The sequence below is a fragment of the Pseudoflavonifractor gallinarum genome (genome assembly GCF_014982855.1).
GTDB lineage: Bacteria > Bacillota > Clostridia > Oscillospirales > Oscillospiraceae > Pseudoflavonifractor_A > Pseudoflavonifractor_A gallinarum.
In genome coordinates this window covers 135,330-148,319 of the sequence record NZ_JADCKF010000001.1, presented here as the reverse complement: position 1 = coordinate 148,319, position 12,990 = coordinate 135,330, and the positions used below count along the sequence as shown (strand labels likewise).

The following is a 12,990-nucleotide window of genomic DNA, read 5'->3' as shown; positions in this document are numbered from 1 at the left end:
TGATTGGTCAGTTCTCTCCCGGGCGGTCCGCAGACAGCAAAAAACGCCTTTGTCTCCTGAACTTCAAGAGACAAAGGCGTTTTGAACCTCTGCGGTACCACTCTTCTTGCCGCGCAATGCGGCCCCTCGGTCCCACGGGCGCAATACCCCCATGGGCGGGCGGATAACGGCCGCCGGCCGTCCCCGCTTACTGTCCTTCAGCGGGCCGCTCCGAGGTGATCTTCCCGCCGTATCGCTCTCCGCCTTGCACCAAACGGCGGCTCTCTGGGCAGCAAATACGGCGCTACTGGTCCTCATCTGCGCGTTTTTCCTATAAAGCGTTACTATCTTATCCGCTTTTCCCGGTTCTGTCAAGAGGGGCTCACTTGATTTCGTAGTCCTTGCCGAACTGGAGATTGGAAAAGTCGATGCGCCGGGTGGGGGCGGTGTCGTCCTCCTCGCTCTCGCTGGGGGCGGGCGCGGGGGTCTCGATGGGCTGACGGATGGGGCGCTTGTGGCGCTCCCCCTCGGCGGGGTTCATGTTCAGCTCCATGAGCTCGGCGTACAGGCCGCCGTCCTGCTTGTCCTCCACAGGCACCTCGATGGTGATCTTCTCCTCCTCGCGGACGGACTCCTCCACCGCGTGCTCGATGGCCTGGGCGGTCTCGCTCACCGGGTCGGCCTTGGGTGCGGCGGCCGTGAGCTTGCTCAGTCCGTTGAGGTAGTCCATCTCGTGCTGGTAGAGCTCCTTGAGCTTGCCCACATACTCGGCGGTGGCCTGGCGGGCGGCGCTCAGCCGGGCCTCCTCATTGGCCAGCTCCTGCTGGAGCTGGATGCGGCGGACCTTGGCGTCGGCCTCCACATTCTGGAGCAGCTCGTTCTTCTTGGCCTCGGCCTCGGCCACCATCTCATCGGCCATCCGCTGGGCGGTGAGCAAGGCCTTGCGCATGGCGTCCTCGGTGGAGCGGTATTCCTCCACCTTTTCCACCAGGACCTTCATCTTGCTCTTGAGCACAGCGTTTTCCTTATAGAGCGCGGTATAGTCCTCGGTGAGCACGTCCAGGAACTCGTCCACCATGGCCATGTTGTAACCTCCGAACGAAGCCTTGGCAAAGGCGTGCTCGGAGACTTCCTGAGGCGTCATCATAATTCCAATACCCCATTTCTCTTATTGCTTCTCTACATGTTCCGGGGCTGCCCCCGGCGGCCTGCTCTCCGCTTAGAAGTAGAGGCCGTTGTTTTCCAGCTCGTCGATCAGATCGCCCAGAATATCCACATTGTACGGGGTGATGATGTAGGTGGACAGGGCGACCTTCTTGATCTTGCCCTCGTTGGCGTAGGCCACGCCGGAGAGGAAGTCCAGCAGGCGCCGGGCAATCTCCTTGTTGGTCTGCTCCAGATTGAGCACCACCGTGCGCTTCTCCCGCAGGTGGTCGGCGATCTCGGCGGCATTCTCAAACCGGTCGGGCTTGACCAGCACCACCTGGAGCTGGGTGGTGGTGTGGATGTTGACCACCTTGTTGCTGCGCCGCTCGGGCTCCAGGTTGAACGAGGCGCTCTCCTTCTTGGGGGCGGACTTGCGCTCGCTGAAGTCGTTCCGGCTGGTATCTTCAAAGTCGTCCTCGTAGCCGTCCATGTCCTCTTCATCCTCATAGGGACGGGCCAGACGCTTCAAATCATCGATAAATCCCATGTTTGTTCCCTCCTGCATGGCAATACGTTGGGGCTATCCGGACCGCGGACCGGTCCGGCAGGAGGCCTGTGCCTCCATCCGGTTTACCCGGGCTGTCCCATGGGCGGCCGGGGCCCGAAGAGGGCCGTCCCCACCCGGACCAGCGTGGCGCCTTCCCGCACCGCGTCCTCATAGTCGCGGCTCATACCCATGGAAAGGCAGTCGATAACAGATTTATTATCGTCCATTTTTTCCTTTATGTCAACAAAAAGCTGGCGCATTTGGGCAAAAAACGGGCGGTTTTCCCCCTCATTCTGTGCCACAGGCGGAATGGCCATCAGCCCACGCAGGCGCACATGGGGCAGCTCGGCCGCCCGGGCGGCCAGCGCGGGCAGCTCTGCCACACTCACGCCGCTCTTGCTCTCCTCGCCGCCCACGTTGACCTCCAGCAAAATATCCTGCACCACGCCCACCTTGGCGGCCTGCTGCTCGATGGCCTCCAGCAGGCGCTGGGAGCCCACCGACTCGATGAGGTCCACACGGCCCACCACAAACTTGACCTTGTTGGTCTGGAGATGGCCGATGAAGTGGAGCTTGGCCCCCTCATAGGCGTTGTCAGCCAGGTGGGCGGTCATCTCCTGCACCCGGTTCTCTCCGCACACCTTCACGCCGGCGGCGATGGCCTCCCGGATGGTCTCGGAGGTCTGGACCTTGGTGGCAGCCACCAGGGTGATCTCACTCGGGTCCCGCCCCACCTCTCGGGCCGCGGCGGCAATGTTCTCCTCTACCTGCCGGATCTTTTCTGCCAATGACATCACAAGCACCTCTGTTTCTCTCTGGTTTGAACGGATCAGCGCACTACTTTTCCGTCAAACAGGTCTTTTCCTGTCACAATGATCTCATCTCCGGAGCGCAGGGCCTTCTTATCGGTCCCCGGTACGCCGGTGGTCACCGGCGTCACCACGCAGTAGCCCTCCCGCTGGTCCACCACGGTCACTTCCTTGAACTCGGCCTGTACGCCGACGATGGCATAGACGCCGGTGACCTGGCGCACCGTGGTCTCTCCGGTCTCCTCATTGGTCTCGCTGCGCTCCTCCGTGCGGATGGCCTGGGTGGGCACCCGGATGCCGCTCTTGCTGCGGAACACCAGGTCCACCGTCTGCTTGCGCAGCAGGGTGGTGTCCGCCAGGAAGCGGTCGGTGGAGAGGATCACGGTCATTCGTCCGCCCTGGGGCGGACCGAGGCGCTCCACCTCCATGTCCACCGAGCCCGACCAGTCCCGGGAAAAGCGGACGGTGATATCCTTTCCCTCGGTCAGGTTGGCGGCCTCCTCCTCCGAGAGGGCGCAGACAAAATACCAGGTGGAGCTGGTGATGAGCTTTCCCACCGCAGTGGTGTCCTGCTGGGGTGTCTGGGCGCTCAGCTTGTCCAAATCTGCAGGAGTCAGGTTTTCCAGTCCGTCCGGGGTCAGGAGGGTCTCAAAGCCGTCCACCATGCCGGAGAAGGTCCCCGACTGGCTGACCGTGACGCGGGTGGTGTCCTGACTGGACTGGGACTGAAGGGCGCTGATCTGGGCATTGAGCTCCTGGATGCGGTTTTGCATCTCGGCTACGGTGGTGCCCCCCTCTTCCTCCGTACCGAAGGCGTCGGCCCGCTGGTAGATCAGACTCTTGAGCTCCAGCGTCTGGTCCTCCAGGCGGGTAAAGTCCTCGGAGGCCACCGAGGAGCGCAGGGTGGTAATGGCATCGATGATCTCCCCGCTCAGCCGGGCGTTGTCCCCGGCGTCGGCGCTCTGGGTCAGGGCGTACTGGAGCTGATCCCGCTCATTTTCCAGGGCCAGCAGGGTATTGCGCCGCTCGGCAGCCTCGGCGCTGCCGTAGAGCACCGCCACGGTCTGACCCCGTGCCACCTTTTCTCCCTCGTTGAAGAGCTGGTCCACCACGGCTCCGTTCCCCTGGATGACCTGCTCCTCCCGCACCAGGAAGCCGGTGGCCTCTATGGCGTCGTCCACCGTGCAGGCATAGGCCGTGGCGGTGGTAAAGGGGTCATTCATGCTGTCCCAGACGTATACGCCCAGGTAGATGAGCAGGGCCGCAAAGAGCACCAGCATCAGGATTCGGTTGAGGAGGGGTCCCTGTTTCATGTCGTTCCTTTCTTCCCGCGCCGGAAGCCCGCCCGCTCAGGATCTTACCCCTCCGGCTCCTCCGCGGAGAGGGGCGTGGGGCGCAGATCCACCGGACGTTCCGGGATAATGGTGGAAATGGCGTGTTTATAGATGATCTGCTGCTTGCCCTCGCTGTGGACCACCACCACAAAGGCGTCAAACCCGGCAATCTGTCCCCGGATCTGATAGCCATTCATGAGGAATACCGTCACATTGGCGCGGGTGCTCCGGGCCCGGAGCAGAAACAGTTCCTGAAGATTGTTGGTCTTTTGCATCACAGTGCACTCCTTTTCTATCTAGGGCCTGTCCTAAGACGGCCGTCGGAATGCCACTATAATACCCAATTATTGGAAGTCTCGCCTGCGAAATCGGTCGACCGGGGGAGATTTTTTGTTCCCGGTCCCTCAGGCCCGCTTAAACTGTTTTTCCAGTTGGCCCCGGGTGAGCTCAATGGCCACCGGGCGCCCGTGGGGGCAGTATTTCACCGCTCCGCTCAGGACGGCTTTGGCCACCCGCTCCAGCTCGTGGGGATCGTTCTTCTGCCCGCCCTTGATGGCGGCCTTGCAGGCCATGGTGTGCATCACACCGTCCCGGGCGGCGGCCGGGTCGGCCCGTCCGGTGGAAAGCAGCCTGCCCGCCAGCTCGGAGAGGGTGGATTCAATGTCTCCGGCGTCCACATAGTCGGGACACTGGCGCACGATGAGTCCGCCGCCGCCGAAATCCTCCACCTCAAAGCCGAAGTCGGCTAGGAGCTGCTGGTTCTGGAGCAGCACCGCGCCCTCCTCGGCAGGGGGCGTAAAGACCACCGGCGTCAGCAGCATCTGGCACATGGGCGTATAGCCCGCCGCCTTGAGCCGGTCAAAGTGCATCCGCTCATGGGCGGCGTGTTTGTCGATGAGCAGCACCCGCTCCCCCTGTTCCACGATGATATAGGTGTGGAAGATCTCCCCGGCCAGCCGCCAGGGCTCCGGCTCGGGCTCCTCCGCCACAGGGGGAAGGACCTCCGGCGCGGCGGGCGCAGTTTCGGCTTTGGCCTCCGGCTCCGGATGGGTCGGAGTCGGAGAAACCGGCCGCTCATTCATAGGGGCGGATTCCTCCCGCTCCGGGACCGCGGGGGCGGTGTGCGCCTCCGGTTCTGTCCGGGCCACGGGGGCGGATGCCGGTTTCGCCGGGGTGCTGACCGGGGCCGGTGCGGCCGGGGTGCGGGGCGCCGTGTAATCGTGCAGGGGCAGACGCTCCCCCGGCAGAGGGGCGGTGCGGATCCGCTCCAGGGCCGAGAGGCCCGGCCGGACCGGGTGCCGGCGCTCCGGAGCACCCTCCGCCGCGCCCTGGCTCGTCAGGGCGCGATACTGCTGGGCCGTCATGGTCTGGAACCTGGTCTGGTTGGGGGTGACGCTGTCGTGGGCCCGGGGCCGCTCCAGCACGGCGGTGGGGCGGGTCTGATCCTGCTCCAGGGCGGCCCGCACGGCGTAGTACACCGCGTCAAAGACCTTGCGCTCGCTGCCGAACTTGACCTCCTGCTTGGTGGGATGGACGTTCACGTCCACCGCGTTCAGCTTGGTGGTCAGGTGGAGGACACACCCCGGGAACTTGCCCACCATCTTCTGGTTGGCATAGGCCTCCTCCAGGGCGGCCATCATGGTGCGGGACTTCACATAGCGTCCGTTGACAAAGAAGTGCTGGTATCCCCGGGTGCCCCGGCAGCAGGTGGGGAGGGAGGTGAAGCCGTTCACCATCATCTCCTCCCCAGAGCCGGTGACGCTCCGCAGGCCCAGGGCCATCTCCCGTCCCAGGACGGCATAGACCGCGCTCTTGAGCTGCCCGTCGCCGGGGGTGAGGAGCTCCTGCCGGCCGTCCCGCAGGAAGCGGATGCTCACCTCCGGGTGGGAGAGGGCCTGCCGCTGCACGGCGGCAAAGACGGCCGCCCCCTCCGCCGAGTCCTTTTTCATAAACTTCAGCCGGGCGGGGGTGTTGTAGAAGAGGTCCCGCACCACCATCGTGGTGCCCTGGGGACAGCCGGCCTCCTCCCGGGAGACCACCACGCCCCCCTCCAGCTCTACGGAAACCCCTACGCTCTCATCCGCCGTCCGGGTGAGCAGATCCACCCGGGAGACCGCCGCAATGGCGGCCAGAGCCTCCCCCCGGAAACCCAGGGTGCCGATGGCCTCCAGGTCGTATTCACTCCGGATCTTGCTGGTGGCATGGCGCAGGAAAGCGGTCTCGGCCTCCTCCGCGGCGATGCCGCAGCCGTTGTCCGTAACCCGGATGAGGGTCATGCCGCCGTGCTGGATCTCCACCGTGACGGCAGTGGCCCCGGCGTCGATGGCGTTTTCCACCAGTTCCTTGACCACCGAGGCCGGCCGCTCCACCACCTCGCCGGCGGCGATGAGGTCGGCCACATGGGGGTCCAGAGGTTGGATATGAGGCATAGGGATTCACCAGACTTTCTGAATGAGAGATAAGGCGGACAGGTGCTCAGCCCGCCACGATGCGCAGCAGGGTCAGTCCGTTGATGGCCATGTGCAGCAGCACCGCGCTCCACAGGGAGCCGCCCCGCTCATAGCACCAGGCCAGAAGGACTCCCGCCGGCAGGTACTGCACCGCCAGGAGCAGATAGCGCAGGTCCATCCTTCCGTAGGAGAACACAAACTGCCACACGCAGTACAGGGCGAAGAGCCCCATCGAGAGCAGGTAGGCCGCTCCCCGGCTGTACCGCCGGACGCCCCCGAAGAGCAGTCCCCGGAAGAGCAGCTCCTCCACGATGGGCATGAGGACCACCACGATCATTCCGGTGGCGCCGGGGGAGAGGAGATACTCCAGGGCATAGCCGCTCTCGTTTGGGTTGCGCACGGGCAGGGGGATCTGCCGGACCAGAACATCCAGCGCGATCCAGGCCACCAGAGCGGCGGCTATGGACTTCAGATTCTTGCCCGGACAGGAGAACAGACGGTCCAGGTTTCGCTTCCACAGGCCGGAAAAGAGTACAAAGCCCAGCAGCACAGAAATGAGATAGTAGACCACGTTGGACTCGGCCACCGGGAGCTCCTCCCAGGCATTGCGCTGCACCCAGGCCATGAGGAAGGGGAAGAGGGCCACATAGAGGACCGACAGCGCCCCGCCCCGGAGCCATTCCCCCGGGCTGAGCTTCTCCTGCCAGATGGGGATTGGATTCATCTGTCATCCCTCCTTTTGCCGGGACCGCCCTCCGGCGGTCAGAGTTTCTGCTTGAGTTCGTAGATCAGATTCATGGCCTCGATGGGGGTGAGGGTGTTTACATCCACCCGGCGCAGCCGCTCGGCCACCTCCCCGGCCCCCAGGTCCAGGAGGCTCATCTGGCTCTCCCCGGACGGAGCCGGTGCAGCAGGGGCAGACACGCCGCCCTGTTCCAGCTCGCTGAGGATCTCCCGGGCCCGGCGGATGACCCGGTCGGGGACACCCGCCAGCTTGGCCACCTCGATGCCATAGCTCTGGTCAGCGCCGCCCCGGACGATCTTGCGCAGGAAGAGGATATCGTCCTTCTTCTTTTTGGCGGCGATGTTATAGTTCTTCACCCCGGGGATCTGCCCCTCCAGCACCGTGATCTCGTGGTAGTGGGTGGCAAAGAGGGTCTTGGCCCCCAGCCGCTTGCGGTCGGCGCAGTACTCCAGCACCGCCCGGGCGATGGACATGCCGTCATAGGTGCTGGTGCCCCGGCCAATCTCGTCCAGGATGAGAAGGCTCTTGCTGGTGGCGTTTTTCAGGAGCTCGGCCACCTCGCTCATCTCCACCATGAAGGTGGACTGGCCCGCGCTCAGATCGTCGCTGGCCCCGATGCGGGTAAAGACCCGGTCCACGATGCCGATGCGGGCGTACCGGGCGGGTACGAAGGAGCCCATCTGGGCCATGAGCACAATGAGTGCCACCTGCCGCATATAGGTGGATTTGCCCGCCATGTTGGGGCCGGTCAGGATGGCCACCGTGTTCTCGCCGGCGTCCATCCGGGTATCGTTGGGGACGAAGAGTCCCCCCTTGAGCATCTGCTCCACCACCGGATGGCGTCCCTCGGTAATTTCAATCACGTCGGAGAGGTCCACCTCCGGCCGGCAATAGCCCCGGTCGGCGGCCACGGCCGCAAAGGAGGTGAGCACATCCACCTGGGCCACGGCGGCGGCCGAACGCTGGATGTCTCCCACCCGCCGGGCGGTCTCCTCCCGGATGGCACAGAAGAGCTCGTACTCCAGGGCGGTGATCCGGTCCTGGGCCGTGAGGATGGAGTGCTCCAGATCCTTGAGCTCCTGGGTGATGTACCGCTCGCAGTTGACCAGGGTCTGCTTGCGGATATAGGTCTCGGGCACCTGATCGTAGTAGGACTTGGAGACCTCGATATAGTAGCCGAACACCTTGTTGTAGCCCACCTTCAGGCTCTTGATGCCGGTGCGCTCCTTCTCCCGGGCCTCCACAGCGGCCACCATGTCCTTGCCGTGGACCAGGATGTCCCGCAGGCGGTCCACCTCCGGGTCGTAGCCGTCCCGGATGAAGCCGCCCTCCCGGACCGAGAAGGGGGGATCGTCCTGGATGCCCCGGCCGATGAGCTCCCGCAGGTCGGAGAGGTCGTCCAGCTCCTCCCGCAGGGACTGGAGCAGGGGAGAGGACAGCCCCTCCAGCAGATCCCGCAGATGGGGGAGCCTGCCCAGGCCGCCTGAGAGGGCCACCAGATCCCGCCCGCCGGCGGTGCCGTAGACGATGCGCCCGATGAGCCGCTCCAGATCGGTGATCTCCCGCAGGCAGAGGATGATCTCCTCCCGGGCGATGGGGTCGTTCACCAGGGCCTCCACCGCGCCCAGGCGGCGGTGGATGGCGGCGGGAGAGAGGAGGGGCCGCTCCATCCACGTGCGGATGAGGCGGCGGCCCATGGCGGTGCGGGTCTTGTCCAGCACCCAGAGAAGGGAGCCCTTCTTCTCCTTGGCGCGCAGGGTCTCGGTGAGCTCCAGGTTCCGCCGGGCGGTGAGATCCAGCTCCATGAACTGCCCGGAGGTGAAGTAGGTGAGGGTGGAGAGGTGGGAGAGGTCGGTCTTCTGGGTCTCATAGAGGTAGGAGAGCAATCCTCCCACCGCCTGGACCGCGTGGCTGTCCCCCTCAGGCAGGGCGCTCACCCCGCTCTGGAACTGCTTTTTCACGGCGGCCCCCGCCGTTTCGGGGCGGTAGCGCTCCTCCCCGCCGTTCTCACAGCGGCACTCCAGCTTGTCCCGCAGGAAGGCCCCCAGGGCCTCGTTCCGGCTGGCCCCCTCGGAGAGGAGGGCCTCCCGGGGGGAGAAGCGGCCCAGCTCGTTCTGAAGGTGCTCCAGGGCATCCCCGCCGTGGAAGGAGGTCACTGAGATCTCTCCGGTGGAGATGTCACAGAAGCACAGCCCGGCCCCCCGCTCGTCCAAATAGATGGAACAGATGAAGTTGTTGCGCCCCTCGTCCAGCATGGAGGAGGCGATGACCGTGCCTGGGGTGATGATGCGGATGATGTCCCGGTCCACCAGCCCCTTGGCGGTGGCCGGGTCCTCCATCTGCTCACAGATGGCCACCTTGTACCCCTTGGCAATGAGCCGGGCGATGTAGGCGTCCGCGCTGTGGTAGGGCACGCCGCACATGGGGGTGCGCTCTCCCTCCGGCTTGCTCCGGTCCCGGCTGGTGAGAGTCAGCTCCAGCTCCTTCGACACCAGCTTGGCGTCCTCATTGAACATCTCATAGAAGTCCCCCAGACGGAAAAAGAGGATACAGTCCGGGTGGTCCTCCTTCATGGCGATGTACTGGCGCATCATGGGGGTGGTGTCTGCTGGCATGGTCAAGGCTCCTTTTCTTCTGTGGTGTATCCCGGGTGCGGGGATGCAAGGGGGAGTCCAGAGGGGGATGCCCCCTCTGGGCTTTCTTTCCCACCGCTTTCTTTGCAAAGAAAGCGGTGCGCCCGCCGCGCAGGCGCGTTCTCAAAATCTTACGGCTCGTCCCGCAGGCCCAGCAGATAATCGGCGCTGACCTCAAAATACTGGGCCATACGGATGATCGTAGAAGCGGTAGGTTCCCGCTCGCCATATTCGTAGCGCTTATAGGCACTGTACGACAATTCCAGAATGTCTGCAAGTTCGTCTTGCTTTTTCTGGTGGAGCAGCCGCAGCTCCTTCAAACGTTCTGACAATACACTCATGCCGTGTTTCCTCTTGACAGCTCCATTTGGAGCTGATATGATTAGAACATCTCCAAACGGAGCTGTTATCTTAGGATGGGGGAATCCAACGATGCCCGACTTACTGGAATATCTCAGTCCCTATATTCAGGAGCAGGCGCAGCGGTTCCTCACGGACCCGGAGTACGAGCAGAACCGCGCCTACCGGGACTTTCACCTGGACTGGCTGCGCGCCCACCTGGGGCCGGAGGCCCTTGGCCATCTGGAGGACTTCTGCGGCCTCCAGGCCCTGGCCGGGGAGGCCAAACAGCATGCGCTCCTCCGCCCGCCCTGGCCGCAGGCGTTCGTCTGGGGAGCTTAGGCCAGCTCGCCGAATAGGGACCACTTGTTGGCCCCGGTGATGGCCACGTCCACAAAGCTTCCGATGAGGGACTCCTCCCCGGTGAGGCGGACCAGCCGATTGCCCGGGGTGCGGGCGGTGAGGCCCTTCTCGTCCTTCCCATCCACCAGGCAGCGGACAGTCTTGCCGATATAGGCCGCGTGCTTCTCCTCAGAGATCTGATCCTGCCGGTCCACCAGGCGCTGGAAGTTCCGGAGCTTCTCCTCCCGGGACATGGGGTCGGGCATGCTGGCCGCGGGGGTACCCACCCGAGGAGAGTAGATAAAGGTGAAGAGGGCGTCAAAGCGGACCTCCTCGATGAGGCTCAGGGTCTCTTCGAACTCCTCGGTGGTCTCCCCGGGGAAGCCCACGATCACGTCGGAGGTGATGACCACATCGGGGATCTGCTCCCGCAGGCGGCGGACCTTATCCAGGTATCCCGCCCGGTCGTACACTCGGTTCATGGCCTTGAGGATGCGGTCGCTTCCGGCCTGGAAGGGGAGGTGGAAGCAGGGGGCGATCTTCTCGGAGGAGGCCATGGTCTCAAAGAGCTTCTGAGAGGCGTCCTTGGGATGGCTGGTCATAAAGCGCAGCAGGAAGTCGCCGGGGATCCCGGCGGCTTCTTTCAGCAGATCGGCAAAGTCCATGGGCCCGTCCAGGTCCTTGCCGTAGGAGTTGACGTTCTGGCCCAGCAGAGTGATGTCCTTGTAGCCCTCGGCCACCAGGCCCCGGATCTCCTCCAGAATGACCTGGGGACGGCGGCTGCGCTCCCGGCCACGGACATAGGGGACGATGCAGTAGGTGCAGAAGTTGTTGCACCCGTACATGATGGAGACCCATGCCTTCACGCCGCCCTGACGCACCACCGGGATGCCCTCGGCGATGGAACCGGCCTCATCGGTGTGCTCAAAGACCCGCTTGCCGGTGGCCCGGAAGCGCCACAGCAGCTCCGGGAAGCGCCACAGGGCGTGGGGTCCAAAGAGGAGATCCACCTGGCGGTAGGACTCCCGCACCTTTTTGGCCACATGCTCCTCCTGGGCCATGCAGCCGCACAGGCAGATGATCTGGTTGGGGTTGGCCCGCTTGGTGTGGGTGAGGGCCCCCACGTTGCCCAGCACGCGCTGCTCGGCGTGCTCCCGGATGGCGCAGGTGTTCACCAGCACCAGGTCGGCCTTGTGCTCGTCGTCGGTAAAGCCGTAGCCCATCTCGCTCAGGTAGCCCCGCAGACGCTCGGAGTCGGCCTCGTTCTGCTGGCAGCCATAGGTGTCCACCATGGCCAGAGGGGTGTGGTCCATCTGGGCGTTCATGGCGTGGATCTTCATGCAGTAGTCCATCTGCACCGCGATCTGCTCGGCGGTGATCTGTGTCGTCTCTCGCTTCAAGTCGGTTCCTCCGCTTTCTGTTTGTCCAAAGGGTATTATCAAGAAATTGTACCACTTTTCCTGGCAAAACACAAGGTTTCCCTCCCGCTTCCGCCCTGCTTTTCATTGACGATAGATGGGGGAGGCGTTATAATGAAAGTTAACCTGTCCCCTGCGGGGGAACATGACCGAGACAAGCGAGGCGAGGGCTGTGAAAACACTGGTTTTGGAGAAAAAAGCCCTGAAACACAATATTGCCGTGGTGAAAGAGCGGGCGGGCAGCGCCGCCATCTACGGGGTCCTCACCGGGGACGGCGGCGGCGCGGGCACCGCGGAGCTGGCCCGCTTTCTCCGGGAGGAGGGCGTCCGCCGCTTTGCCGTGTCCGAGCCAGAGGAGGCCGAGGCCGTGCGCAAGGCCGGTCTGGTGGATGAGGAGATCCTCATGCTCCGGGCCACCACCGACCGGGAGGAGCTGGACCGCCTGCTGGACCTGAATGTGGTGTGCACCGTGGGCTCGGTGGACACCGGCCTCGCCCTCAACAGCGCGGCGGAGGCCCGCTCCACCGTGGCTGAGGCCCACATCCAGGTGGATACCGGTCTGGGCTTCGGCGGCTTCCTGGCCGGGGAGCCGGAGAAGATCGTGAACATCTACCGGAATCTGCCCAACGTGGCCCTCTCGGGCATCTATACCCAGGTCCACTCCATCCACGCCGACGGGCACAACGCCGCCGAGCAGCTCAAGCAGTTCCACCGGGTGGTGGAGGCGGTACACCAGGCCGGCTTTGAGACCGGGATCGTCCACGCCGCCGGCTCCTACGCCCTGATGCATTACGATTTTGCCCGGATGGACGCGGTGCGGGCCGGATCGGTCCTGCTGGGCCGCTGCCGCCGCCGGCGGGGAGACGGCCTGCTCCGGGTGGGCTACGGCGAGGCCGGCATTGAGGAGACCCGCTGGGTCCCCAAGGACTACACCGTGGGCAACGAGTCCACCGTCCGTCTCCACCGCCCCACCCGGATCGCCGTGATCCCGGTGGGCTATCAGAACGGCTTTGGGGTCTCCCGGGGGCGGGATGCAGGGCTCCTGGCCACCCTGCGCCGCTGGTGGCGGGCCCGCCACATCACCGTGCGGGTCAACGGGCAGAAGGCCCGGGTCCTGGGCCGCATCGGCGCCATCGAGACCCTGGTGGACGTGACCGACCTCAAGTGCTCGGCTGGTGATCTGGTCTACTTTGACATCGACCCCATGTATGCCCGGGGCATGAAGCGGGAATACCGGTAGCTCCACAC

At 64.4% G+C, this 12,990-nt stretch carries 12 protein-coding genes and 1 other annotated feature; of the genes, 2 read left to right on the top strand and 10 right to left on the bottom strand.

Annotation, left to right across the window (positions count from 1 at the left end; genetic code table 11):
* Positions 1 to 63: 63 nt before the first annotated feature.
* Positions 64 to 309, bottom strand: a binding site (T-box leader).
* Between the two features lie 52 nt (positions 310 to 361).
* From INF37_RS00710 to INF37_RS00670, 9 genes are all read right to left on the bottom strand, one after another.
* Positions 362 to 1,126 (bottom strand): DivIVA domain-containing protein, encoded by a 765-nt coding sequence (locus INF37_RS00710; RefSeq protein ID WP_193535783.1) that lies wholly within the window; start codon positions 1,124 to 1,126, stop codon positions 362 to 364.
* Positions 1,127 to 1,198: 72 nt separating this feature from the next.
* Positions 1,199 to 1,672, bottom strand: a complete 474-nt coding sequence (locus tag INF37_RS00705; protein WP_101692442.1) for a cell division protein SepF — start codon at positions 1,670 to 1,672, stop codon at positions 1,199 to 1,201.
* 83 nt (positions 1,673 to 1,755) lie between these two features.
* Complete coding sequence (locus INF37_RS00700) at positions 1,756 to 2,466, bottom strand: YggS family pyridoxal phosphate-dependent enzyme (RefSeq protein ID WP_193535781.1); 711 nt, start codon at positions 2,464 to 2,466, stop codon at positions 1,756 to 1,758.
* Between the two features lie 35 nt (positions 2,467 to 2,501).
* Positions 2,502 to 3,794: an HlyD family efflux transporter periplasmic adaptor subunit gene (locus INF37_RS00695; protein WP_193535779.1), complete on the bottom strand. Its 1,293-nt coding sequence runs from the start codon at positions 3,792 to 3,794 to the stop codon at positions 2,502 to 2,504.
* 44 nt (positions 3,795 to 3,838) lie between these two features.
* Positions 3,839 to 4,090, bottom strand: a complete 252-nt coding sequence (hfq, locus tag INF37_RS00690; protein WP_101692445.1) for an RNA chaperone Hfq — start codon at positions 4,088 to 4,090, stop codon at positions 3,839 to 3,841.
* Between the two features lie 129 nt (positions 4,091 to 4,219).
* Positions 4,220 to 6,244, bottom strand: a complete 2,025-nt coding sequence (gene mutL, locus INF37_RS00685) for a DNA mismatch repair endonuclease MutL (protein WP_193535777.1) — start codon at positions 6,242 to 6,244, stop codon at positions 4,220 to 4,222.
* Between the two features lie 46 nt (positions 6,245 to 6,290).
* Entirely contained in the window at positions 6,291 to 6,989 is a 699-nt protein-coding gene (locus INF37_RS00680; RefSeq protein ID WP_193535775.1) for a CPBP family intramembrane glutamic endopeptidase, read from the bottom strand.
* A 38-nt stretch (positions 6,990 to 7,027) separates the two neighbouring features.
* Positions 7,028 to 9,625 (bottom strand): DNA mismatch repair protein MutS, encoded by a 2,598-nt coding sequence (gene mutS, locus INF37_RS00675; protein ID WP_193535773.1) that lies wholly within the window; start codon positions 9,623 to 9,625, stop codon positions 7,028 to 7,030.
* 149 nt (positions 9,626 to 9,774) lie between these two features.
* Complete coding sequence (locus INF37_RS00670; RefSeq protein WP_186963173.1) at positions 9,775 to 9,984, bottom strand: helix-turn-helix domain-containing protein; 210 nt, start codon at positions 9,982 to 9,984, stop codon at positions 9,775 to 9,777.
* Positions 9,985 to 10,075: 91 nt separating this feature from the next.
* Here INF37_RS00670 and INF37_RS00665 point away from each other — a divergent pair, with 91 nt between their 5' ends.
* The gene (locus INF37_RS00665) at positions 10,076 to 10,324 is read left to right on the top strand and encodes a hypothetical protein (protein WP_193535771.1); all 249 of its coding nucleotides are present in this window, start codon (positions 10,076 to 10,078) and stop codon (positions 10,322 to 10,324) included.
* On the opposite strand, the gene miaB is transcribed toward INF37_RS00665, so the two are convergent.
* Entirely contained in the window at positions 10,321 to 11,724 is a 1,404-nt protein-coding gene (miaB, locus tag INF37_RS00660) for a tRNA (N6-isopentenyl adenosine(37)-C2)-methylthiotransferase MiaB (protein ID WP_235964106.1), read from the bottom strand. The two genes, INF37_RS00665 and miaB, sit on opposite strands and share 4 nt — an antisense overlap.
* Positions 11,725 to 11,914: 190 nt before the next feature.
* Here miaB and INF37_RS00655 point away from each other — a divergent pair, with 190 nt between their 5' ends.
* Positions 11,915 to 12,982, top strand: coding sequence for an alanine racemase (locus INF37_RS00655; RefSeq protein ID WP_193535769.1), 1,068 nt, complete (start codon positions 11,915 to 11,917; stop codon positions 12,980 to 12,982).
* Positions 12,983 to 12,990 lie beyond the last annotated feature (8 nt).